This is a genomic window from Streptomyces sp. NPDC047525 (assembly GCF_040643025.1).
Taxonomy (GTDB): domain Bacteria; phylum Actinomycetota; class Actinomycetes; order Streptomycetales; family Streptomycetaceae; genus Streptomyces; species Streptomyces durmitorensis.
The window spans coordinates 1413-23797 of record NZ_JBEYTL010000017.1; the positions used below are offsets into that span (position 1 = coordinate 1413).

21 protein-coding genes and 5 tRNA genes are annotated in these 22385 nt (G+C 69.4%); 14 read left to right on the forward strand and 12 right to left on the reverse strand.

The window, feature by feature from the left end; genetic code table 11:
- Window positions 1-547 precede the first annotated feature (547 nt).
- The 8 genes from ABZ833_RS35505 to ABZ833_RS35540 all read right to left on the reverse strand — a co-directional run bounded on the left by ABZ833_RS35505 (window position 548) and on the right by ABZ833_RS35540 (window position 11125).
- Window positions 548-1132, reverse strand: a complete 585-nt coding sequence (locus ABZ833_RS35505; protein WP_190084708.1) for an ATP/GTP-binding protein — start codon at window positions 1130-1132, stop codon at window positions 548-550.
- On the reverse strand, window positions 1113-1712 hold the full coding sequence (locus tag ABZ833_RS35510; protein WP_249587537.1) for a DUF742 domain-containing protein: 600 nt from the start codon (window positions 1710-1712) through the stop codon (window positions 1113-1115). The genes ABZ833_RS35505 and ABZ833_RS35510 overlap by 20 nt, the downstream gene beginning before the upstream one ends.
- A gap of 93 nt (window positions 1713-1805) precedes the next feature.
- Window positions 1806-2219 (reverse strand): roadblock/LC7 domain-containing protein, encoded by a 414-nt coding sequence (locus tag ABZ833_RS35515; RefSeq protein ID WP_135330751.1) that lies wholly within the window; start codon window positions 2217-2219, stop codon window positions 1806-1808.
- 10 nt (window positions 2220-2229) lie between these two features.
- Window positions 2230-5409, reverse strand: coding sequence for a nitrate- and nitrite sensing domain-containing protein (locus tag ABZ833_RS35520; protein ID WP_361055805.1), 3180 nt, complete (start codon window positions 5407-5409; stop codon window positions 2230-2232).
- Between the two features lie 340 nt (window positions 5410-5749).
- Complete coding sequence (locus tag ABZ833_RS35525) at window positions 5750-6334, reverse strand: ATP/GTP-binding protein (RefSeq protein ID WP_249587535.1); 585 nt, start codon at window positions 6332-6334, stop codon at window positions 5750-5752.
- On the reverse strand, window positions 6315-6719 hold the full coding sequence (locus tag ABZ833_RS35530; protein ID WP_160507411.1) for a DUF742 domain-containing protein: 405 nt from the start codon (window positions 6717-6719) through the stop codon (window positions 6315-6317). Before ABZ833_RS35530 ends, ABZ833_RS35525 begins: the two co-directional genes overlap by 20 nt.
- 119 nt (window positions 6720-6838) lie before the next feature.
- Window positions 6839-7258: a roadblock/LC7 domain-containing protein gene (locus ABZ833_RS35535; RefSeq protein WP_098244998.1), complete on the reverse strand. Its 420-nt coding sequence runs from the start codon at window positions 7256-7258 to the stop codon at window positions 6839-6841.
- On the reverse strand, window positions 7259-11125 hold the full coding sequence (locus ABZ833_RS35540; protein WP_361055810.1) for a nitrate- and nitrite sensing domain-containing protein: 3867 nt from the start codon (window positions 11123-11125) through the stop codon (window positions 7259-7261).
- 573 nt (window positions 11126-11698) lie between these two features.
- On the opposite strand from ABZ833_RS35540, the gene ABZ833_RS35545 reads away from it, so the two are divergent.
- The 9 genes from ABZ833_RS35545 to ABZ833_RS35585 all read left to right on the forward strand — a co-directional run bounded on the left by ABZ833_RS35545 (window position 11699) and on the right by ABZ833_RS35585 (window position 15702).
- Window positions 11699-11899: a hypothetical protein gene (locus ABZ833_RS35545; protein ID WP_249587533.1), complete on the forward strand. Its 201-nt coding sequence runs from the start codon at window positions 11699-11701 to the stop codon at window positions 11897-11899.
- Window positions 11900-12042: 143 nt separating this feature from the next.
- On the forward strand, window positions 12043-12831 hold the full coding sequence (locus ABZ833_RS35550) for a fumarylacetoacetate hydrolase family protein (RefSeq protein WP_249587532.1): 789 nt from the start codon (window positions 12043-12045) through the stop codon (window positions 12829-12831).
- Window positions 12824-14305: a glutamate--tRNA ligase gene (gene gltX, locus ABZ833_RS35555; protein WP_361055814.1), complete on the forward strand. Its 1482-nt coding sequence runs from the start codon at window positions 12824-12826 to the stop codon at window positions 14303-14305. The genes ABZ833_RS35550 and gltX overlap by 8 nt, the downstream gene beginning before the upstream one ends.
- Before the next feature lie 70 nt (window positions 14306-14375).
- Complete coding sequence (locus tag ABZ833_RS35560; protein ID WP_361055817.1) at window positions 14376-15101, forward strand: HAD family hydrolase; 726 nt, start codon at window positions 14376-14378, stop codon at window positions 15099-15101.
- A gap of 87 nt (window positions 15102-15188) precedes the next feature.
- Window positions 15189-15260: transfer RNA gene (locus ABZ833_RS35565), tRNA-Gln, on the forward strand.
- A 21-nt stretch (window positions 15261-15281) separates the two neighbouring features.
- Window positions 15282-15354: transfer RNA gene (locus ABZ833_RS35570), tRNA-Glu, on the forward strand.
- Window positions 15355-15416: 62 nt separating this feature from the next.
- A tRNA-Glu gene (locus tag ABZ833_RS35575) sits at window positions 15417-15489 on the forward strand.
- 28 nt (window positions 15490-15517) lie between these two features.
- Window positions 15518-15589 (forward strand) — tRNA-Gln (locus ABZ833_RS35580).
- Window positions 15590-15629: 40 nt separating this feature from the next.
- Window positions 15630-15702, forward strand: a tRNA-Glu gene (locus tag ABZ833_RS35585).
- 43 nt (window positions 15703-15745) lie between these two features.
- Here the strand turns inward: ABZ833_RS35585 and ABZ833_RS35590 are convergent.
- On the reverse strand, window positions 15746-16420 hold the full coding sequence (locus ABZ833_RS35590; RefSeq protein ID WP_361055820.1) for a MerR family transcriptional regulator: 675 nt from the start codon (window positions 16418-16420) through the stop codon (window positions 15746-15748).
- Window positions 16421-16562: 142 nt separating this feature from the next.
- Here ABZ833_RS35590 and ABZ833_RS35595 point away from each other — a divergent pair, with 142 nt between their 5' ends.
- Window positions 16563-17021, forward strand: coding sequence for a DUF4188 domain-containing protein (locus ABZ833_RS35595; protein ID WP_361056196.1), 459 nt, complete (start codon window positions 16563-16565; stop codon window positions 17019-17021).
- Between the two features lie 88 nt (window positions 17022-17109).
- Here ABZ833_RS35595 and ndgR read toward each other — a convergent pair whose 3' ends face one another.
- On the reverse strand, window positions 17110-17826 hold the full coding sequence (ndgR, locus tag ABZ833_RS35600) for an IclR family transcriptional regulator NdgR (RefSeq protein WP_119295157.1): 717 nt from the start codon (window positions 17824-17826) through the stop codon (window positions 17110-17112).
- Window positions 17827-18006: 180 nt separating this feature from the next.
- On the opposite strand from ndgR, the gene leuC reads away from it, so the two are divergent.
- The 4 genes from leuC (at window position 18007) to ABZ833_RS35620 (ending at window position 21363) form a co-directional block, all read left to right on the forward strand.
- Window positions 18007-19440: a 3-isopropylmalate dehydratase large subunit gene (gene leuC, locus ABZ833_RS35605; protein ID WP_249587528.1), complete on the forward strand. Its 1434-nt coding sequence runs from the start codon at window positions 18007-18009 to the stop codon at window positions 19438-19440.
- 5 nt (window positions 19441-19445) lie between these two features.
- On the forward strand, window positions 19446-20039 hold the full coding sequence (gene leuD, locus ABZ833_RS35610) for a 3-isopropylmalate dehydratase small subunit (protein ID WP_361055825.1): 594 nt from the start codon (window positions 19446-19448) through the stop codon (window positions 20037-20039).
- Window positions 20040-20278: 239 nt separating this feature from the next.
- Window positions 20279-20515 carry a hypothetical protein gene (locus tag ABZ833_RS35615; protein WP_249587526.1) on the forward strand — a complete coding sequence of 79 codons (237 nt, stop codon included), beginning with the start codon at window positions 20279-20281 and terminating at the stop codon, window positions 20513-20515.
- Window positions 20516-20688: 173 nt separating this feature from the next.
- Window positions 20689-21363, forward strand: a complete 675-nt coding sequence (locus ABZ833_RS35620) for an HU family DNA-binding protein (protein WP_361055828.1) — start codon at window positions 20689-20691, stop codon at window positions 21361-21363.
- A gap of 106 nt (window positions 21364-21469) precedes the next feature.
- Here ABZ833_RS35620 and ABZ833_RS35625 read toward each other — a convergent pair whose 3' ends face one another.
- Both ABZ833_RS35625 and cofC read right to left on the reverse strand, forming a co-directional pair.
- Window positions 21470-21673 (reverse strand): hypothetical protein, encoded by a 204-nt coding sequence (locus tag ABZ833_RS35625; RefSeq protein WP_190084725.1) that lies wholly within the window; start codon window positions 21671-21673, stop codon window positions 21470-21472.
- A 13-nt stretch (window positions 21674-21686) separates the two neighbouring features.
- Window positions 21687-22322 (reverse strand): 2-phospho-L-lactate guanylyltransferase, encoded by a 636-nt coding sequence (cofC, locus tag ABZ833_RS35630; protein ID WP_361055832.1) that lies wholly within the window; start codon window positions 22320-22322, stop codon window positions 21687-21689.
- Window positions 22323-22385 lie beyond the last annotated feature (63 nt).

Here is a 22385-nt window from a genome sequence, read left to right on the forward strand (position 1 = left end):
CCAGGTGGCCAACCGGAAAGCCCGTCCGACCAGGGACGGATCCTTCCCGCCCACCGCCCCGATCACCCCGCGGCGCAACCAGGTGGCCAACCGGAAAGCCCGTCCGACCAGGGACGGATCCTTCCCGCCCACCGCCCCGATCACCCCGCGGCGCAACCAGGTGGCCAACCGGAGAGCCCGTCCGACCAGGGGCGGATCTTTCCCGCCCACCCACCCGATCACCCGCGGCGCAACCAGGTGGCCAACCGGAAAGCCCGTTCGTCCAGGAGCGGACGCAGGGCAAACGGGCGGGTGGGCGGGAGAGGCCCGTTCGGTCAGGGGCGGATGCGGGGTAATCGGGCGGGTGGGTGGGAGAGGTCTGTTCGTTCAGAGGTGGACCCGGGTAATCGGGCGGGTGGGTGGGAGAGGCTCGTTCGGTCAGGGGCGGATGCGGGGAGACCCGCGCAGCAGCAGCGCCGGCAGCAGCGGCAGCACCAGCCCGGCCAAAGGCAATGGGCCCCGCACCCACCTGAGGGTGCGAGGCCCATCCACGTACAGGCAAGGACCGCTAACGCAGCCGAGCCATCAACGCATGCTCCACGAGCGTGATCAGCCCGCTCTTCGCGTCCGCGCGATGCCGCGCGTCCGTCGTGATGATGGGGGTGTCCGGGCCGATCTGCAGCGCCTCGCGGACCTCGTCCGGCGTGTACGGCTGGTGGCCGTCGAAGCCGTTGAGGGCGATGACGAAGGGCAGGCCCGAGTTCTCGAAGTAGTCGACGGCCGGGAAGCAGTCGGCGAGACGACGGGTGTCGACAAGGACCACCGCGCCGATCGCGCCCCGGACCAAGTCGTCCCACATGAACCAGAAGCGGTCCTGACCCGGTGTACCGAAGAGGTACAGGATCAGGTCCTGGTCCAGGGTGATGCGGCCGAAGTCCATGGCGACGGTCGTCGTCGTCTTGTCCCCGGTGTGTGTGAGGTCGTCGATGCCCGCGGACGCGGACGTCATGACGGCCTCGGTGCGCAGCGGGTTGATCTCAGAGACCGCTCCGACGAACGTGGTCTTGCCCACGCCGAAGCCGCCCGCCACCACGATTTTCGCGGAAGTGGTGGAGCGGGCTGTTGCTCCGCCGCTAGAGCTTGCGAAGTCCACTGAGCACCCTTTCGAGCAGTGTCACGTCTGGCTGGCCGCCGGCGGACTCGTCGCCGCCCGGCTGATGGATGGCGACAAGTCCGGCCTCCGCCAGGTCGGCTACGAGGATCCGGGCGACGCCGAGGGGAATGGTGAGAAGTGCCGAGATCTCAGCGACTGACTTGATCTCGCGGCACAGATTGCAGATCCGCTGATGCTCGGGCAACTGGCCCTGCAACTGGTGCGGTTGGGCGGTGGTGTGCACCAGCGCCTCGATGGCGAGCTGGTAGCGGGGCCTGGTGCGGCCGCCCGTCATGGCGTACGGGCGCACCAGGGGGTTGCTCGCAGAACCTGCGGGCGCCGCTTCCGGGGCACGTCGCTGTGGTTGCACTGGCTGGATCCTGGGGGTGTGAGGCTGCTCGTACGGGCTCTGGCGGGGGCCCGGCTGCTGCGGCTGCTGATAGGGCCTGCGGTGCTGGCTGGGCGCGGAGGGGAAGTTGTAACGGTTCGGCGCCCCGTCGTGCGGCCCCTGGCCCTGGCCGTGACCAGGCGACCAGTTGGCCGATGACGAACCGTCCGGGGGTGTTCCTGAACCTGCCACGTACTCCTCCTCCGACTGTGCCGGGCACCATCATTCTGGAGCCGCGTCCCGAAACCTTACGGCCACGGGACGCGAAAACGCACCGTACGTCTACTAGTTGAGAAGGCTCCCCTGCAGCTCCGCACGCAGGTCGGGCGTGAGTACGGTGCCGGCGCGGTCGACAAGAAGCGCCATCTCGTACCCAATGAGACCGATGTCCGCATCCGGGTGGGCGAGGACGGCCAGCGAGGAGCCGTCGGAGATGGACATAAGGAAGAGAAATCCTCGCTCCATCTCCACAACGGTCTGGGTCACGGAACCGCCCTCGAAGATCCGGGAGGCCCCGGCGGTGAGGGAGGTCAGACCGGATGCGACGGCCGCGAGCTGGTCGGCCCGGTCGCGGGGGAAGCCTTCGGACATCGCCAGAAGGAGTCCGTCGGCGGAGACCACCACCGTGTGGGACACCCCAGGGGTGTTGTCCACGAAGTTGGTGATCAACCAGTTCAGGTTCTGCGCCGCCTGGCTCATCGGGCTCACACTAACGCTCCTGGTTGTAGGTGCTGTCAGGACCGAAGCCCTGGCCATTCGTGGTGTCACTGCCTGCACTGCGTCCTCGCTGGACGCCGCGGCGCAGGTTGCTCAGCCGACCCCGGACGTCCTCGGGGTCGCGGGAGACCTGAGGGCCGCCCTGTGGGGTCTGTTCCGCCGTGCCCTCGACCAGATTGGCCTTGGGCACCCGCTTCGGGAGACCGGACGGGGTGACGCCACCCGCCTTGGGCTCCTTCAGCGACTCGGCGCGATGCCAGCGGTCGTCGTTGGACGTACGCCAGCTGCTGTCGTCGTTGTTTCCGAACGCGTCGCCGGTCGGGGCCGCTGCCGGGGCGCTGCCGTTGCCGGCCGCTCCCGTGGAGCCGCGGCGCGGAAGACCCGCGGCGGTCGTGTCGTGGACTGCGGACGGGGCCGGTCCGGGACGCTCGAAGCCTACGCGCTCGGCGCCGTTCGCGGGAGCCGCCGGACCAGATTCCGGTTCCGGAGAGTACTCGGCCTGATACGCGCCCGAGTTGTTCTCGTATCCGTCACGCGAGGGCCAGTCGTCCTGGTGAGAGCGGTCGGGGTAGGCCACGAAGGGCTCAGAGACGGCACCCGTACGAGCGGCGTGATCGTCGTGACCGGCCTCCGTATAGGGGGCGTCCTGGTAGCCGTCCTGCGCCGGGTAGTACGCGTCGTCGTACGCCGGTTGTGCGCCCTGGCCCTGGTTGTACTCGTCGTACGCCGGCGCCTGCTGGTCGTACGAGGGGTCGTAGCCACCCTGCTGGTCGTATCCCTGCTGTGCGTCGACCTCGTCGCGGAAGAGCGGACGGCCGTCGGCGGACTGCGCCTGCGCCTCCAGAGCGGCACGCCGCTCCTCGCGCATCAGCGAGCGGCCCACCGGGTCGAGCTCCTGGGCGTCGACGCCGTCGCCGTTGTAGCGGCTGTCGTCGAAGCCCAGTTCGGCCGCCGTACGCATCGGCTGGTGGTTGAAGGCCGGCTGCTCGGGGGCGTGCTGCTCCGGCATGATCGAGGAGACCGTGAACTCGGACTCGGGCAGCTGGTTCTCGCCGCCGCCACCGTGCGTGATCCCGTCCGGGAGCATGACGAGCGAGGTCGTGCCCGCCTGCTCGCCCGAGGGGCGCAGCTGGACGCGGATGCCGTGCCGGTCGGAGAGCCGGCCGACCACGAACAGGCCCATGCGCTGGGAGATCGCGGCGTCCACCGTCGGCGGGTTGGCCAGCTTGTGGTTGATGTCCGCGAAGTCCTCGGCGGTGAGGCCGATGCCCTTGTCGTGGATCTCGACCATGATGCGGCCGTCGGGCAGCCGGGTCGCGGTGACGCGGACCTTGGTCTGCGGCGAGGAGAACGTGGTGGCGTTCTCCAGGAGCTCGGCGAGCAGGTGCACGAGGTCGGTCACGGCGAGGCCGTGGATCTCGGCCTCCGGGACGCCCGAGAGCTCGACGCGCTCGTACTGCTCCACCTCGGAGGAGGCGGCGCGCAGGACGTCGACCAGCGGGACCGGCTGGTCCCAGCGGCGTCCCGGCTCCTCGCCGGAGAGGACCAGGAGGTTCTCGCCGTTGCGTCGCATACGGGTCGCCAGGTGGTCCAGGCGGAAGAGGCTCTCCAGCTGGTCCGGGTCGGCCTCGTTGTTCTCCAGGTCGGTGATGAGGGTCAGCTGGCCCTCGATCAGGGACTGGTTGCGGCGCGAGAGGTTGGTGAAGATCGCGTTGATGTTGCCACGGAGCAGTGCCTGCTCGGCAGCGAGCCGCACGGCCTCGCGGTGCACCTGGTCGAAGGCGCGGGCGACCTCGCCGATCTCGTCCGTGGAGGAGATCGGGATGGGCTGTACGCGGGTGTCGACGCGGCCGGGGTCGGTGCGCGAGAGCTGGTCGACCAGCATCGGCAGGCGCTGCTCGGCGATGCCGAAGGCGGCCGTACGCAGCTGGCGCATCGCGCGGCTCATCTGGCGGGCCATGAGCCCGGCCAGGATGAAGGCGGCGAGCAGCGCGATCACGACGATGGCGCCGGTGATGTAGGCGTTGCGCTGGGCGTCGGCGGCGATGTCCGACGCCTCGGTCACTGCCTTGTCGGCCAGGTCGGACTCGATGGTGCGGTACGCGTCGAACTTGGCGGAGGTGGTGGCCCACCAGGCCTCGGGGGTGACGCCCTTGCCGGCGAGGGCGACCCGGGCGCTGGGCTGCGTGCTCTGCAGCTGCGCCATGGCCGCGACCATCGCCTCGGACGACGGCGGCGGGACGAACGTCTCGCCCTTGGCCTTGGCGGCGGCAGCGGCCTGCTTGGCCTGCTTCTCGCCGTCGGCCTTCAGCTGCTTCTTCGCGGCCTCGAGCTTGGCGACGTCCGCGGGGGTGCCACCGCCCGTGTACTCCTCGATGGCGATGCCTTCGAGGTAGGCGTACGAGGAGAGCGCGACGCGCTGCTTGGCGAGGCTGGTGGCGGTGGGGCCGGGCTTGACGAGCAGGTGCGTGCCGAGGGAGCGCTGCAGGGAGAGTGCGGCCTTGGTCAGCGAGATCGCGTAGACGGTGCGGCCGTAGCTGGTGATGTTTCCGGTGCCCAGACCGAGTTCGTTGGCGAACTCCATCAGGGGGTGCTGGATGGCGACGTAGCCCTCTTCGGTCTGCGCGCCGGAGAGCTTGGAGGTGTAGGCGGCCTGCCGCAGGGACTGCAGTCCCGGCTCCACCTTGTGGAAGCCTTCGAGGCGGCGCTTGAGGCCTTCCTTCTGCGGCATGTTCTCCGCGGCGGCGTCGAACTCGTTCGCGGCTTCGTCGGTGGCCTTGCGGGCCTTCACGACGACCGGGTCGTTCTTCTTGCCGCGCAGCAGCGGAGCGGCGGAGAGGTCACGCTCTTCGATGAGGCGGTTGCCGTAGTTCAGGGAGGCCTGCACGAGGCGGGCCGTGCTCTCGGCGTCCTGGGCTTCGTTCCAGGTGTCGATCGAGCCCTTGACCTGGAATCCGCCCATGACGAGGCCGACCAGCACGGGTATGAGGAGGATCGCGTTCAGGCGGGTCGGCACGCGCCAGTTGCGCGGGGACATTCTGCCGCCGGTGGGCGCCGGCGGCTCCATGCCCTGCACATCGGTGGGGGACGCCGCTGTGCGCGGCGGCGGGGTGAAGTTGCCCCGCGTGTCCCGCGTATGCGGCGGTGCGGGGCTCGTCTTGCTTCGCCTCACTCGACCAACAACCTCTCGGCGGCGGGACCTACACCGGTCCCGCTGTCGTCTCCAAGGCCCGTGCTACTGGGCAGTTCAGCGCATTCCAGCACGTCAGGGGGTCCTCTACCAAACAGTGAGAAGCGCTGGTTCCGAGTGGTGTAAGCCTCAGATAAAACGGTCAAATAGAGCGAGCCCCGCCAAAAGGCGGGGCTCTTGTGCGCACAGCGGCACCGGATGACCGCGACGCGTGGCGGCGCCCGGTCAATTCTCTGTCGAAACGTTATGAACAGAGCGGTCATCCGTGTCAAAGGACACAGACCGCTCTGTGGAAACTACGGCAACTGCCGTATGGCCTCGTCTACTTGAGTCGTGCCATAAGTGCGTGCTCGACCAGCGTGATCAGGCCACTCTTTGCGTCCGCACGGTGTCGCGCGTCCGTCGTGATGATCGGTGTGTTGGGGCCGATCTGGAGAGCCTCGCGGACCTCGTCCGGCGTGTACGGCTGGTGGCCGTCGAAGCCGTTGAGGGCGATGACGAAGGGCAGGCCCGAGTTCTCGAAGTAGTCGACGGCCGGGAAGCAGTCGGCGAGACGGCGGGTGTCGACCAGGACGACGGCGCCGATGGCGCCGCGTACGAGGTCGTCCCACATGAACCAGAAGCGGTCCTGACCGGGCGTACCGAAGAGGTACAGGATCAGGTCCTGGTCCAGGGTGATGCGGCCGAAGTCCATGGCCACCGTGGTGGTGGTCTTGTCCCCGGTGTGTGTGAGGTCGTCGATGCCCGCGGACGCGGACGTCATGACGGCCTCGGTGCGCAGGGGATTGATCTCGGAGACGGCGCCGACGAACGTGGTCTTGCCGACGCCGAAGCCGCCCGCCACCACGATCTTCGCGCTGGTGGTGGAGCGAGCTGTCGCTCCGCTGCTAGAGCTTGCGAAGTCCACTGAGCACCCTTTCGAGCAGTGTCACGTCAGGCTGACCGCCGGCGTTCTCGTCGCCGCCGGGCTGGTGAATGGCGACGAGCCCGGCTTCCGCCAGGTCGGCCACAAGGATCCGGGCCACGCCGAGGGGCATGGAGAGCAGCGCCGACACCTCGGCCACCGACTTGACCTCGCGGCACAGGTGGCAGATGCGCTGGTGCTCCGGGAGCAGCCCCATCAGCTGCGCCGGGTCGGCCGTCGTGCTCACCAGCGCCTCTATCGCGAGCTGGTAGCGGGGCCTGGTCCGGCCGCCGGTCATCGCGTAAGGACGCACCAGCGGCTGGTCGCCTTCATAGCCGTACGACGCCTGAGAGCCGTACGGATCGTGAGAGGCGTTGGGCGGGGTCATGGATCCTCCGGGCGGGACAGCAGGTGGTCTGCGTGCCGTCTGATAGAGCCGGTGGGGGGCACCAGGTTGGCCGGACGGTGGTCAGTACGTTCGGTCGGTGGGGCGGCCGATGGAGAGAGCTAGTGCAACAGGCTGCCCTGCAGTTCGGCGCGGAGGTCCGGGGTGAGGACGGCGCCCGCGCGGTCGACGAGCAGCGCCATCTCGTATCCGACAAGGCCGATGTCGCACTCGGGGTGCGCGAGCACGGCCAGGGACGAACCGTCGGAGACCGACATGAGGAAGAGGAACCCCCGCTCCATCTCCACCACGGTCTGGGTGACGGCGCCGCCCTCGAAGATCCGGGAGGCCCCGGCGGTGAGGGAGGTCAGACCCGACGCCACCGCGGCCAGCTGGTCGGCGCGGTCACGCGGGAAGCCCTCGGACATCGCCAGAAGGAGGCCGTCGGCGGAGACCACGACGGTGTGGGACACCCCGGGGGTGTTGTCCACGAAGTTCGTGATCAACCAGTTCAGATTCTGTGCCGCCTGGCTCGGACTCAACTAACGCTCCTGCTGGTGAGTGGGGAAGCTGCCGGTCTGGCCGGTACCGGCCTGGCGACCCTGCTGGATGCCCCGACGGAGATTCGTCAGCCGGCCGCGTACCTCTTCGGGCGCACGCGAGACCTGCGGACCTGTGCTGTCCTGCTGCTGCTGTGCGGTGCCCGCGACGAGGTTGGCTCGCGGGACACGGCGCGGCAGGCCGGACGTGGTGACGCCACCTGCGGACGGCTGCCGGACGCGCTCGGCCTGTCGGCCCAGCTCGTCGTTGGGGGAGGTGCGCCAGGATGCGGCGCTGCCGTTCGTGACGTTGCCGAAGTTGCCGTTGCCGCCGCCGGTTCCGTTGGACGCGGGGGCGGGCGCTGCGGCCGGGCGCTGGGGCGCGGCCGGGTTCTGCGGCTGCTGTCCCTGCGGACGCTGCCCCTGGGGCCGCGAGGGGAGCGGCGACGAGGGCTGCGGGCGCTGGGGACGCTGGGGCTGCTGCGGTTCGGGGGCATCGGGCGCGGGGGAGCGGTCGCCGCCCTGCGGACCCTGCTGTCCTTGCTGCTGCTGCTGTTGCTGCTGGAACCAGTTGGTCTCCAGCGTGTCGAACAGCGGGGTGCGGCCGTCGCCGGGACCGGCGGGCGGAAGCCCTTCCGGCTGGGCGGGCTGCTGGGGCTGCACGGGCTGCTGCACCGGAGGCACCGGCGGGATGCCGAGCTGGCCGCCCTGCCCCTGACCGGGACCCTGGCCCTGACCACGCCGGGGCGCGTCGCCCGCGTCACGGCCATCGCGCTGCTGCGGCGCACCGGCGCCGGGCGCCCCGCCGTTGTAGCCGGGGGCGCTGGTGCCGGGACGCTGGAACTGGCCCGTGCCGGACGAGGTGTCCTGGCCGCCGAAGACATCCGGGCGGACGAACTGGCCGGTGCCCTGCTGACCCTGGCCCTGGTTCTGGCCCTGACCGCCCTGCTGGCCCGCGTTCTGCGGCGAACCCGTCCCGGGCGGCGGCCCGTTGAAGTCGGGCCGCGCGAACTCGGCGGTCGAGCCGGGGCCCTGCGCGGGGGAGCCGGCCGCGGGGTGCGGGAACTGTCCGGTGGACTCCGGCTCCTCGTGCCCGCGCGGGGTGTCGAAGGGCTCGCGCGAGACCTGCGGCTGCGCGTTCTCGTCGCTCCAACTGGGCACGCGCGGCTGCGGGTTGCCACCGGGAAGCTCGGCACGCGGGCCACCGCGCGGCGGCAGCTGCGGCCTGCGTCCCTGGTCCCCGGCGTTGTTCGCGGAGGGGTTCGCGGGCGCGGCCGGGTTCACCGGATTCGTACGCTGCTGAGGTACGGGAGGCTGCGGCGCGGAGGCCTGGCCGCGGCCACCGCCCTGGCCGCCCCCGAAGAGGCTGCCGCCGGAACCGCCCGGGGCACCGGCGCCCTGTCCGGGCGGCCCCTGCCGGGGAGGCTGCTGACCGGAAGGACCTGCCGGAGCGGACGGCGAACCGGTCCGCGAACCCGCGTCACGCGCGGGAAGCGCGGCCCGCGGCCCCGTACCCGTCACCTGACCGCGCGGCGGACCCGCACCGAGCCGGCCCGCGGAACCCGCGGGACCCGCCGAGCCGGGCGCACCGTTGCCGCCGCCGTTCCCGGCGCCGACGCCACGGCGCGCGGCCGCTGCACCCGCGGACGCCTGCGCGGCGACGGGGCCACCGCCCTGGCCGGGAGCGGGCGCACCGGGCTTGTTCGGCGCCTTCTTGCCGCCCTGGGCGACATCGATGGGCAGCATGACGAGCGCGGTGGTGCCGCCGGAGTCCGACGGACGGAGCTGGATGCGGATGCCGTGACGCTGCGACAGACGGCCGACCACGAACAGACCCATGCGGCGCGAGACCGAGACGTCCACGGTGGGCGGCGACGCGAGCCGCTCGTTGATCGCCGCGAGGTCCTCGGGCGACAGGCCGATGCCCGTGTCGTGGATCTCGATGAGCACACGGCCGTCGGGCAGCGCGTGACCGGTGACCTTGACCTTGGTCTGCGGCGAGGAGAACGACGTCGCGTTCTCGAGCAGCTCGGCGAGCAGGTGCACGAGGTCGTTGACCACGCGTCCGGCGACCTCGGTCGTCGGGACCGCGGAGAGCTCGATGCGCTCGTACTGCTCCACCTCGGACGCGGCGGCGCGCAGCACGTCGACGAGCGGAACTGGCCGGGTCCAGCGGCGGCCGGGCTCTTCACCGGCGAGAACGAGGAGGTTCTCGCCGTTACGGCGCATGCGGGTCGCGAGGTGGTCGAGCTTGAAGAGCGAGGAGAGCTGGTCGGGGTCGGCCTCGCGCGACTCCAGCTCGGAGATGAGCGAGAGCTGGCGCTGGATGAGGCCCTGCGAGCGGCGCGAGAGGTTGGTGAACATCGCGTTGACGTTGCCTCGCAGCAGCGCCTGCTCGGCGGCCAGACGGACCGCCTCGCGGTGCACGTCGTCGAAGGCCGCGGCCACCTGGCCGATCTCGTCCCGGGAGTGCACACCGACCGACTCGACGGAGGTGTCGACGTCCTGCGGGTCGGCCTCGGAGAGCTGCTTGACGAGCTCGGGCAGCCGGTCCTGGGCGACCTTGGTCGCGGTGTCCTGGAGGCGCCGCAGCGAGCGGATCATGGACCGGGCCACGACGAAGGCGCCGACGAGCGAGACACCGAGGACGAGCAGGATCAGCGCACCGTTGAGGATGGCGGCCTGCTCGGACTCGTTGCGCAGCTCGCGGGCCTTCTGCTCCATCTCGTTGAGCAGCGTGAGCTCGATCTTGGACATCGCGTCGATCTTGGTGGTGTCCGCGTCCACCCAGTCCTTGTACGAGCGCTTGTCCTGGAGCTTGATGCCGCCCTCCTGCTCAAGCACGCGCTTGGCGTAGGAGTCGGCGCCCTTGATGGACGAGTTGCCGCCGTCGATGGGCTTGGTCAGCTCGTCGGGGTTGCCCGCGTAGATGCCCTTGAAGGCATCCAGCTCGGAGTTCTCCTTGTCGAGCGCGGACCAGCCGTAGCGGCGGTCGGTCTCGGAGATCTTGCCGAACGTGCTGTCGCCCGCGGGGAGCGAGGCGGCGATCACGGCGCGCTGCACCGAGGCGTACTCCTTGGCGGAGGAGAAGGCCGTCAGGGCGCGGGTGCGCTGGATCATGTCCGGGTTGCTGGTCGCCTGCGCCATGTCCGAGGACAGGGTGAGCAGCTGCTCGATGAGCTGGCTGTAGGCGTCGACCGTCTGCGACGTGGAGTTCGCGTCGCTGTAGGCGTTCTTGCGTACGTCGTTGATCTTCTGGAGCTGCTGGGTGATCTCGACCGTGTTGGCCCGGACGCCGAGGAGGCCCTTGTCGCCGTCGGTGTTGTCGAGGTCCTGCGTCTCCTGGAGGAACCGGTTGTAGGCGCGGTCGGTCTTCTGCCGGGAGCCCTTGACCACGTAGTCCGAGGAGTTCGCGCCGTGCGCGAGGGGACCTGCCGAGCGGTCGCGCTCCTCCTGGAGCGCGGAGGCCAGCTCGGTGGCCCGCTTGGTCATGTCCGTCAGCAGCTTCATGTTGTTGAGCTGCTGGATCTCGTCCATGGACTCGTTGATGCGCAGCGCGCCGAGGGACGTCGCGGTGATCACGGGGAGCGCGAGCAGCGAGACCAGACGGGTGGAGATGCGCCAGTTGCGCAGGGCTATTCGCGAGCCGGGTCCTGTGGGCGACTTCACCGTGCCGGTCGAGCCGCCCGGGTTCGCGGTGGATGCGGGCAGACTCCCGCCACCGGATCCGCGCACGGTCCCGAGACCGTTGTCGCCGGACGGTACCTGCCCGGGGTTCTGGGCGTGCTGGGGCGAGGAGCCGCGGTCGGTCCCGCCGCGCTCCGGCTCTGCCGCAGCGCTGCTGCCATCCCTCTTGAAACGTCCCTGCACTAGCGTCGCAACCTCTGGACCAGGCGTCCCTCCGCACAAACGGCGGGACGGTGTCGGCGTCGTGGGGCGCAGAACGCCCCATGGTGGTCGTGAGTGACCGGCGCTGCTCCCCTTTCCCGCCGCCACTCGGCGCTGCGTTGCGCCCCTGCGCGCCGGTTCGATCCCGCGGCGGTCCCGGGAATTCCAGCACAGTGCAGGATCTCCAACAAGGCCCGTGTGTCGCGTCGCGACCTCCGTGACACGGCGTGAGTGGCGCGTCACGAGACGTAGAAAGTGATCCTGGGCAAAACGGGCGATTAGGCCCAGTAAGCCCGCACGCAAGGGGTGTCCCAGTCTTCATGATCGGGAGCGGAATGATGGCTTCAGTGGGGCAATGTCCGATTCCAACAAGGTCTCCACGAGCCTGAATTGACCCATTTGCCCGCTCGCTCGTGAGCAAACTCACATCAAGATCAAGGCCTCATCCGGGCTTTGGCCGGGAATTGGATGTTTAGCCTGACGCTTTACAGGGATGGCGAATCCGACAACCCGCGTCCACGACACGACGCTCAACTGACAGGGCCTGAAGAGCAGATGAAGACTGTGAAGTCGGCGATGTTCCACAACATAGCCAACCCGCGCCGCACCACCCTCGCGCACCTCACGGACGCCGACGAGGTCCAGCGGGCCGCCGACCAGCCGGAGCACGCAGTCGAACTGCCGACGGTGACGGCCAACCCCAAGCGCACGATCCTGATGGACGCGCCGGAGGAATTCAGCCCGTCCGGCGTCTGAGGGATCCAGCCCCTCCGGCGTTCGAGGGCGAGCGCGCGGCGCGATCGACGGCGGCCGAAGCCGCGGGAGCACGGGAGGCCCGGCGGCACACGGCCACGTTAGCCTGGGGTGTCAGTCTCTCCCTCCAGCAAAGGGCACCGCTCTTGCGCATCGCCAGGTTCTCCATCGACGGCAACGTCGCCTTCGGCGCGGTCGAGGGCGAAAGTCCCCCCGGAACGACCGATGGGCTCGTCCTCGACATCATCAAGGGCATCCCGTTCGCGGACTTCGAGCTCTCCGGCACGAAGGTCCCGCTGAGCAAGGTCAGGCTGCTGCCGCCGGTGCTCCCCAACAAGGTCGTGGGCATCGGCCGCAACTACGCGGACCACGCGAAGGAACTCGGCAACGAGGTCCCCGACACCCCCGTCGCCTTCTTCAAGCCGTCCACCTCGGTGATCGGCCCCGGTGACGCCATCGCGTACCCCTCCTTCTCGCAGGAGGTGCACTACGAGGCCGAGCTGGCCGTGGTCATCGGCCGCATGTGCCGCGAGGTCCCGCGTGAGCGCGCCCGTGACGTCATCCTCGGCTACACCTGCGCCAACGACGTCACCGCGCGTGACGTGCAGAAGCGCGAGAACCAGTGGGCCAGGGCCAAGGGCTTCGACAGCTCCTGCCCGCTCGGCCCCTGGGTGGAGACCGAGCTCGACCCCTCCGACCTCACCATCCAGTGCACGGTCAACGGCGAACAGCGCCAGCTGGGGCGTACGGCCGAGATGGTCCGCTCCATCGAGGACCTGATCGTGCACATCTCCGAGGCCATGACGCTGCTCCCGGGCGACGTCATCCTCACGGGCACCCCCGCAGGGGTCGGCCCCCTCAACGTCGGCGACGAGGTCGCCGTCACCATCGAAGGCATCGGCACTCTCACCAACAAGGTGATCAAGCGTGGCTAACGCGACGAACGTCCGCGTACGTTTCTGTCCCTCGCCGACCGGCAACCCCCACGTGGGCCTGGTCCGCACCGCTCTCTTCAACTGGGCCTACGCCCGGCACAACGAGGGCTCCCTGGTCTTCCGCATCGAGGACACCGACGCGGCCCGCGACTCGGAGGAGTCGTACGAGCAGCTGCTCGAGGCGATGCGCTGGCTGGGCTTCGACTGGGACGAGGGCCCCGAGGTCGGCGGCCCGCACGCGCCGTACCGCCAGTCGCAGCGCATGGACATCTACCAGGACGTCGCCGCCAAGCTCCTGGACGCCGGGCGCGCGTACTACTGCTACTGCTCCACGGAGGAGCTGGACGCCCGCCGCGAGGCAGCCCGCGCCGCCGGCAAGCCGTCCGGCTACGACGGCCACTGCCGCGACCTGACCGCCGAGCAGCGTGCCGCGTACGACACGGAGGGCCGCAAGCCCATCGTGCGCTTCCGCATGCCCGACGAGGCGATCACGTTCACGGACCTGGTCCGCGGCGAGATCACCGTCCAGCCGGAGAACCTCCCGGACTACGGCATCGTCCGCGCCAACGGAGCACCGCTCTACACCCTGGTGAACCCGGTCGACGACGCCCTGATGGAGATCACCCACGTCCTGCGCGGCGAGGACCTGCTCTCCTCGACCCCGCGCCAGATCGCCCTCTACAAGGCGCTCGCCGAGCTGGGCGTCGCCAAGGAGACCCCGGCCTTCGGCCACCTCCCGTACGTCATGGGCGAGGGCAACAAGAAGCTCTCCAAGCGCGACCCGCAGGCGTCCCTGAACCTCTACCGCGAGCGCGGCTTCCTCCCCGAGGGCCTGCTGAACTACCTGTCCCTCCTGGGCTGGTCGTTCTCCGCGGACCAGGACGTCTTCTCGATCCCCGACATGGTCGCCAAGTTCGACCTCGCGGACGTGAACGCCAACCCGGCCCGCTTCGACCTGAAGAAGGCCGAGGCGATCAACGCCGACCACATCCGCATGCTGGACGTGAAGGCGTTCGCGACGGCCTGCGAGCCGTGGCTCAAGGCCCCGCACGCCAACTGGGCCCCCGAGGCCTTCGACCAGGCGGCCTGGGAGGCCATCGCCCCCCACGCCCAGACCCGCATCAAGGTCCTCTCCGAGATCACGGAGAACGTGGACTTCCTCTTCCTCGACGAGCCCGTCGAGGACGAGGCGTCCTGGACGAAGGCCATGGGCAAGGGCGACCCGGCCGCCCTCCTGACGACGGCCCGCGCCAAGCTCGACGCCGCCGACTGGACGTCCCCCGAGTCCCTCAAGGAGGCCGTCCTGGCCGCCGGCGAGGAGCACGGCCTGAAGCTCGGCAAGGCCCAGGCCCCGGTCCGCGTGGCGGTCACGGGCCGCACGGTCGGCCTGCCCCTCTTCGAGTCCCTGGAGATCCTGGGCAAGGAGAAGTCGCTGGCCCGCATCGACGCGACGCTGGCGAAGCTGGCCGCGTAGGCGCGTAGGTACAGAAAGAAGGGCCCGGAAGCCTCCACGGCGTCCGGGCCCTTTCGCGTACGTTCGACACATGACGATCAAAGCCGTGGTCTGGGACGTAGACGACACGATCTTCGACTACGCGCACGCCGACACCACCGGCATGCACGCCCACCTCACCGCCGAAGGCCTCATCGAGCGGTACGAGACCGCCGAGCGCGCCCTCGTGCTGTGGAAAGAGGTCACCGAGCGCCACTGGGCACGCTTCAGCGCCGGAGGGATCGAGTTCGAGGCCCAGCGCCGCGATCGCGTACGCGAGTTCCTGGACGCCGTCATGACCGACCAGGAGGCGGACGCCTGGTTCGCGCGTTACCTCGGTCACTACGAATCCGCCTGGACCCTCTTCCCCGACACGGTCCCCACCCTGGACGCCCTCGCCGGCGAGTACCGCCAGGCGGTCCTCTCCAACTCCGCCCTGGTCGTCCAGGAGCGCAAGTTGAGCGTGCTCGGCGTGCGCGACCGCTTCGAAGCCGTCCTGTGCGCCGCCGAACTCGGCGTCTCCAAGCCCGCGCCCGAGGCCTTCCTCGCGGTGTGCACGGCGATGGGGCTGCGGCCCGACGAGATCGCCTACGTGGGGGACCAGCCGGAGATCGACGCAAGGGGCGCCCGTGACGCCGGGCTTCTCGGGATCTGGCTCGACCGCAACAGCGCGTCCCAGGAAGGCCCGTCGGGGGTGCACCGCATTACGCGTCTCGCCGAGCTGCCCGCGCTGCTCCGCTCCGATACCCGTTTTGGAGCGCCGTCCACCTTCGGGTAATGTTCTTCCTGCGCCGCCCGAGAAGGCCGAAAGGTCCCATCAGGAAGCGCAAGTCGATCAAAACTCCCGCAAGGGGTTGCGTATCGATGGCCTATGGTGTAATTGGCAGCACGACGGTTTCTGGTTCCGTTAGTCTAGGTTCGAGTCCTGGTAGGCCAGCTCGCAGAGCTTATCTGCAACGCCCCCGTTGTGTAGCGGCCTAGCACGCCGCCCTCTCAAGGCGGTAGCGCCGGTTCGAATCCGGTCGGGGGTACAGATCCTTCCCATGGAAGCAGTCCGGGTCGCACCCACTGCAGCCGATGCAGGATCGCTAGGGCCCCCGTTGTGTAGCGGCCTAGCACGCCGCCCTCTCAAGGCGGTAGCGCCGGTTCGAATCCGGTCGGGGGTACGCAAGGTCTGGCTGGTCTAGACCACTGTGGGCTATGGTGTAATTGGCAACACGACGGTTTCTGGTTCCGTTGTTCTAGGTTCGAGTCCTGGTAGCCCAGCGCAGTACGGCAGGACAAAGCAGTACCGCAGGAAAAGCTAGCCCCCGTTGTGTAGCGGCCTAGCACGCCGCCCTCTCAAGGCGGTAGCGCCGGTTCGAATCCGGTCGGGGGTACGCGAATGGACAAGGGGCCTTCCCGCAAGGGAGGGCCCCTTCGTCATTCCTCCGGCGTTTTTGGCCCGCCCGAACTCTCCGCTCCGTAGCGGCGGTTGGACTCCTCGGCCTGGGCGAGCCTGCGCAGGCTCAGCAGAACCGGCTCGTACAGCACGGTGAGGGCGACCGCCGCCTCGAGCTGCTCGTCGGGGGATTCGTAACGCTCCACCAAGTCCAGGTCGGTGACGGCCAGTTGACCGGCCGAGCGCGCGTAGGGCGCCAAGTCCTCGACGGCGCAGGGGTATCCGAGCCGGGCCAGCGTCGCGACCGCGGTCACGAGCATTCCGTACGCCGGTGAATCGGGCCCGTAGTCCTGGCCGTACTGCCAGCCGAGCCGTTCGAGCAGGGCGTCGACCGTGTGGCGAGCCGTCTCCGCCGCCGGATCGTCGGCGGCGGGTTCGGGGCCGTGGGGGAGCGCCCAGACCGCCACGCCCAGACGGGAGTTGTGGTCCAGGGAGTCGTCCTCCAGGGCGGTGAGCACCTCCCGGGCGGAGGCGATCGGCATCCGGCCCACCTGGATGAGCGCCCGGACGAGGCGCAGCCGCTGCAGGTGCTTCTCGTCGTACTCGGCCTGCGTCGCCGTCACGCGACGGCCCGGCGGGAGCAGTCCCTCGCGCAGGTAGTACTTGATCGTGGCCGTCGAGACCCCGCTGCGCGTGCTGAGCTCCGCCAGTCTCATCGGCTCGCTTCTCCTCTTTTCCTCTTGCGCATCCACTTGGTGAGTGGCACTATCCAATCATGGATAGCAGAACTATCCAACGCTGTCCTGAACGCTCTCTGAAGGGGGAACCATCGTGAGCACCAAGCCGATCGAAGGGCGCATGACCGCCGATGCGCAGGGCGGCATCACCGTCTTCACCATCGGGATGCGCGTCAACAACTTCCGCGCCGTGCGCAGCTGGTGGCCCGTCTTCCGTGCGATGCCGCGGATGCTCAAGGAGCTGTCCGTGGACCGGGATATCGGCATGCTGGGCTATCAGCTGCTGCTCGGCGCTCCGCGCGTGCTGTACGTCGTGCAGTACTGGGAGTCGCTGGAGAAGCTGCTCGCCTATGCGTCCGATCAGGGCAAGGAGCACCGGCCCGCCTGGGCCGCCTTCAACCGGCGGATGCGGGAAGGCAAGGGGAAGGTCGGCTTCTGGCACGAGACGTACGCCGTGCCGGCCGGGGCCCATGAGGCCGTGTACGTGAACATGCCGGAGTTCGGCCTGGGCAAGGCCATCGGTGTGGTGCCGGTCGGCCGCCGGGGGGACAGGGCGGCCGACCGGCTCAAGGCGGCCTGAGAACGGACACGAAAAACGCCCGAGGGGCCGCCGCGGCGTTGAGGCGGCCCCTCGGGCGTTCTGTGTGCTGTCTGTGGTGGTGCGGGGGTCAGCCCGTGCGGCGCAGCGCCTCGGACAGGCGCCCGGCGGCGTCGATGATGGCCTGGGCGTGCATCCGGCCCGGGTGGCGCGTCAGGCGCTCGATCGGCCCGGAGACGGAGACGGCGGCGACCACGCGGTTCGAGGGGCCGCGCACGGGGGCGGAGACCGACGCGACGCCCGGCTCCCGCTCGCCGATCGACTGGGCCCAGCCCCGGCGGCGTACGCCCGAAAGGGCTGTCGCCGTGAAGCGGGCGCCCTGGAGGCCGCGGTGCAGGCGCTCCGGCTCTTCCCAGGCCATCAGGATCTGCGCGGACGAGCCGGCCTTCATCGTGAGCGTCGAGCCGACCGGGACCGTGTCCCGCAGGCCCGAGAGGCGCTCGGCCGCGGCGACGCAGATGCGCATGTCGCCCTGGCGGCGATAGAGCTGCGCGCTCTCGCCCGTCACGTCACGCAGGTGCGTGAGGACCGGGCCCGCCGTGGCGAGCAGGCGGTCCTCGCCGGCCGCCGCCGCGAGTTCCGACAGGCGCGGGCCGAGAATGAAACGGCCCTGCATGTCGCGCGCCACCATCCGGTGGTGTTCCAGTGCCACGGCGAGGCGATGTGCCGTGGGTCGTGCGAGTCCGGTGGCCGCGACCAGACCCGCGAGGGTGGCCGGACCGGACTCCAGGGCGCTCAAGACGAGAGCCGCCTTGTCGAGAACGCCGACGCCGCTAGAGTTGTCCATGCGTCGATACTCGCGTCTCACTCTGTGAAACGCAAGTTCAATTTTCCATGGAACACGTCACCCTGTACGTGCGATCCGCGGACCAACGGAAAGCGGTCCACGCGCGGCACGAGGGGTACGGGCGTGGACGAACAATTCTCTAGTTGGGCCGGCACAACACAGCCGGTCGGAGGGAAAGCGATGGGTAGGACACTCGCGGAGAAGGTCTGGGACGACCACGTCGTCCGGCACGCCGAAGGCGAGCCCGACCTCCTCTTCATCGATCTGCACCTGCTGCACGAGGTGACGAGCCCGCAGGCCTTCGACGGCCTCAGGCAGGCCGGCCGCCCGGTGCGGCGTCTCGACCTCACCATCGCCACCGAGGATCACAACACCCCGACCCTCGACATCGACAAGCCGATCGCGGACCCGGTCTCGCGGGCGCAGTTGGAGACGCTGCGCAAGAACTGCGCCGAGTTCGGGGTGCGCCTGCACTCGCTCGGCGACGTCGAGCAGGGCGTCGTCCACGTGGTGGGCCCGCAGCTGGGCCTGACCCAGCCCGGCACCACCGTGGTCTGCGGCGACTCCCACACCTCCACGCACGGCGCCTTCGGCGCGCTGGCGTTCGGCATCGGCACCTCCCAGGTCGAGCACGTCCTGGCCACGCAGACGCTGCCGATGGCCCCGCCGAAGACCATGGCCATCACCGTCGACGGCGAACTGCCCGACGACGTCACGGCCAAGGACCTGATCCTCGCCATCATCGCCAAGATCGGCACCGGCGGCGGCCAGGGCTACGTCCTGGAGTACCGCGGCTCCGCCATCGAGAAACTCTCGATGGAAGCCCGCATGACCATCTGCAACATGTCGATCGAGGCCGGCGCCCGCGCCGGCATGATCGCCCCCGACGCGACCACCTTCGCCTACATCGAGGGCCGCGACCACGCCCCGAAGGGCGAGGAGTGGGACGCGGCGGTCGCGTACTGGAAGACCCTGAAGACGGACGAGGACGCGGTCTTCGACGCCGAGGTCTACATCGACGCCACCAAGCTCGCGCCGTTCGTCACCTGGGGCACCAACCCGGGCCAGGGCGCGCCGCTCTCGGCGAACGTCCCCGATCCTGCTTCGTACGAAGACGCGTCGGAGCGGTACGCCGCCGAAAAGGCCCTGGAGTACATGGGGTTGAGCGCCGGACAGGCGCTGCGCGACATCAAGGTCGACACCGTCTTCGTAGGTTCGTGCACCAACGGCCGCATCGAGGACCTGCGTGCGGCCGCCTCCATCGTCGAGGGCCGCAAAGTCGCCGACGGCGTACGGATGCTGGTCGTCCCGGGCTCGGTCCGGGTCGCCCTGGAGGCCGTCGCGGAGGGCCTGGACAAGGTCTTCACCGCCGCCGGCGCCGAATGGCGGCACGCGGGCTGCTCGATGTGCCTGGGCATGAACCCCGACCAACTGGCCCCCGGCGAGCGCTCCGCGTCGACGTCCAACCGCAACTTCGAGGGCAGGCAGGGCAAGGGCGGCCGCACCCATCTGGTGTCGCCCCAGGTGGCCGCCGCCACCGCGGTGACGGGCCACCTGGCCTCTCCCGCCGACCTGACCGATGCCCCTGACGCCCCCGTCACCGCCGGAGTCTGAGAGCCATGGAAGCATTCACCACGCACACCGGCCGGGCCGTTCCGCTGCGCCGCAGCAACGTGGACACCGACCAGATCATCCCCGCCCACTGGCTGAAGAAGGTCACCAGGGACGGATTTGAGGACGGGCTCTTCGAGGCCTGGCGCAAGGACGGCGAGTTCGTCCTGAACAAACCCGAACGTGAGGGTGCGACGGTCCTGGTCGCGGGTCCCGACTTCGGAACGGGCTCCTCGCGCGAGCACGCCGTCTGGGCGCTGCAGAACTACGGCTTCAAGACCGTCATCTCCTCGCGCTTCGCCGACATCTTCCGCGGCAACTCGCTGAAGAACGGCCTGCTCACCGTCGTGCTCGACCAGAAGGTCGTGGACGCGCTCTGGGCGCTCACGGAGGCCGACCCGCAGGCCGAAATCACCGTTGACCTGCAGGATCGCCAAGTTCGCGCCGAGGGCGTCACCGCCGACTTCGAGCTCGACGAGAACGCCCGCTGGCGTCTCCTGAACGGTCTGGACGACATCAGCATCACGCTCCAGAACGAGCCCGACATCGCCGCGTACGAGTCGAAGCGCCCCTCGTACAAGCCGCGGACGGTGCAGGTCTGACACCCCCGCAACACCCTGGTGTACCCCCAATCGTGGACGGTTGGGGGTACATCTGTGTCTGCCCCCTTTGCGGTGGGCCATGACCTGAACGGGTGGTATCAACTCCCTTGATTCGGACGGCAGAAGAGGCTTGAAATCCCCTTGCACTCGCTCTGACCGGGTACCCTCAGGAGGGCGCCGGATGTGGGTAGTTACCCCCTGCGGAGGCGACAACTCGCCCCAGATGGCACAATCGGTGCATGGAACGTGACAGCCAACTCGAGCTCTACGGGCTTGTTGCGGACCAACTGAAGGAAGCGCACTCAAGGGTGCGTGCACTGCAAGTCCCGGAGGGCGTACGGATGGCGCTGACCCGGAAGCTGCTGGTCATTACGGCCGCGGCCAAACACGATCTCGCCGATGCGGCAAGGCGTCTGGAGCGATTGATGGAGTCCATCGACGAGGCCGACGAGGGCCGATTCCCCGAAGATGCCTGAGCCACAAGGCTCAAACGGCCCTTCGAGGAGCCTTCGAGGAACTCAAGGACAGCCGAGTTCGTTGCGGCACAAGGGTGATTAGCCCGTTTCGTGTTTGATTTGCGGTATATATCTGCCTAACGTGCGAAAAAGCCTGGCGAATACGCTCGGGCGAGGTCTCCGAAGGGGAAGACGTGAACAAGGCGCAGCTCGTAGAAGCGATTGCCGACAAGGTGGGTGGCCGTCAGCAGGCCGCCGACGCCGTGGACGCGGTTCTGGACGCAGTCGTCCGTGCCGTCGTCAGCGGAGACCGTGTTTCGGTCACCGGTTTCGGCTCGTTCGAGAAGGTTGACCGTCCGGCCCGTTACGCCCGCAACCCGCAGACCGGGGAGCGCGTTCGGGTCAAGAAGACCTCGGTTCCGCGTTTCCGCGCAGGACAGGGCTTCAAGGACCTGGTGAGCGGCTCCAAGAAGCTCCCGAAGAACGACGTCGCGGTCAAGAAGGCGCCCAAGGGCAGCCTTTCGGGCGGCAGCGCTTCGGCGACCGTGAAGAAGGCAGCGGCCAAGAAGGCCACCGCCAAGAAGGCGACCGCGAAGAAGGCCGCCACCGCCAAGAAGGCCACCGCCAAGAAGACGACGGCGACGGCGAAGAAGGCGACCGCCAAGAAGACCACCGCCAAGAAGGCGACGGCGACGGCCAAGAAGGCGGCCACGGCCAAGAAGGCGACGGCCAAGAAGGCCGCTCCCGCCAAGAAGGCCACCGCCAAGAAGACCGCGCCGGCCAAGAAGGCCACCGCGAAGAAGGCGCCCGCCAAGAAGTCGACGGCGCGCAAGACCACCGCCAAGAAGGCGACCGCCCGCAAGAAGTAAGGGCACGAGGGCACTCACGCGCCGGGCCGGGCTCCCCACTGGGAGCCCGGCCCGCGGCGTGTGTGGTGGTTGTGGTGGTGCCTGCCGGGACGTCCTCGGACGGCCCTCAGAACGTCTGCAGCGTCACCAGCGTGATGCGGCGCTGCTCGCCCTCTCCCTCGACCTCGATCCGTACGCGCTGGCCGGGCCTCAGGAGCCGCAGGCCACCCGCGTCGAACGCCGGGGGGTCGAAGGGCACCGGGGTGCCGTCGTCGAGCAGCACGCTGCCGCTGCGGGTCTCGGAGTCGTACGTGTACGCGGTCGCCTGCATGGGGGAAGCGTACTCAGTCGGCGATCAGGAGCCTCGCGGCAGCCGTCGCCGTGCGCGGCCCGACGCCCAGCGCGAGGGCGGCCCGCAGATCGTCGCCGGTGTCCACGTCCTGGCGCACGGAGCCGACGCCTTCGAGGGGAAGTTCCACCGCACCCGAAGCCGCGTGCCGGGATCGGGACGCCGCGCCGAATGCCGGCCGCAATTCCGAGCCGGGTGCCGCGGACAGCAGTGTCGTACCGATTCCCGCGGCATCCGCGAGGAAAGAACGGGGAAATGCGGCCGCCCTGTCGAGTACCCGGGCCAATTCCATGGGGCGCAGTGCCGGGAGATCGGCATTCAGCGCCGCGACAGCCGATTGTGGCCGCCCGGTGCGCACCGCCGCCGTTCCGTGCGCCAGAGCGGCGTTGAGGCCCCCCGCGGGCTCGTCCCGCACGATCCGGGCCCCCAGCGCCGCCAGCTCGCGCCCGGCGAGGCCGTCGTCCGTGACGACCACCACATCGCGTACCGCGGGACAGGCCAGCGCGGCGGCCACGGTGTCCTGTGCGAAGGCGAGCGCGAGGCCCGGACGCAGGGTGTCGCCGGTGGTGGCGGTGAGCCTGCTCTTGGCGCGCTCCAGCGGTTTCAGGGGTATGACCAGGGTCCACTGCACGGGTGGCGGCTCCGTCCTTCGCGTCGCGCCCATTGTGACCTGCTGGCCGGGGCACTACCGGGG

Excerpts from the sequence above, each read along its gene's own strand:
- ABZ833_RS35515 (WP_135330751.1), bottom strand. The coding sequence starts at position 2,219 with ATGAGCCAGGCGGCGCAGAACCTGAACTGGTTGATCACCAACTTCGTG.
- ABZ833_RS35530 (WP_160507411.1), bottom strand. The coding sequence starts at position 6,719 with ATGACCCCGCCCAACGCCTCTCACGATCCGTACGGCTCTCAGGCGTCG.
- ABZ833_RS35545 (WP_249587533.1), top strand. The coding sequence starts at position 11,699 with ATGAAGACTGTGAAGTCGGCGATGTTCCACAACATAGCCAACCCGCGC.
- ABZ833_RS35560 (WP_361055817.1), top strand. The coding sequence starts at position 14,376 with ATGACGATCAAAGCCGTGGTCTGGGACGTAGACGACACGATCTTCGAC.
- ABZ833_RS35590 (WP_361055820.1), bottom strand. The coding sequence starts at position 16,420 with ATGAGACTGGCGGAGCTCAGCACGCGCAGCGGGGTCTCGACGGCCACG.
- ABZ833_RS35595 (WP_361056196.1), top strand. The coding sequence starts at position 16,563 with ATGACCGCCGATGCGCAGGGCGGCATCACCGTCTTCACCATCGGGATG.
- ndgR (WP_119295157.1), bottom strand. The coding sequence starts at position 17,826 with ATGGACAACTCTAGCGGCGTCGGCGTTCTCGACAAGGCGGCTCTCGTC.
- leuC (WP_249587528.1), top strand. The coding sequence starts at position 18,007 with ATGGGTAGGACACTCGCGGAGAAGGTCTGGGACGACCACGTCGTCCGG.
- leuD (WP_361055825.1), top strand. The coding sequence starts at position 19,446 with ATGGAAGCATTCACCACGCACACCGGCCGGGCCGTTCCGCTGCGCCGC.
- ABZ833_RS35615 (WP_249587526.1), top strand. The coding sequence starts at position 20,279 with ATGGAACGTGACAGCCAACTCGAGCTCTACGGGCTTGTTGCGGACCAA.
- ABZ833_RS35625 (WP_190084725.1), bottom strand. The coding sequence starts at position 21,673 with ATGCAGGCGACCGCGTACACGTACGACTCCGAGACCCGCAGCGGCAGC.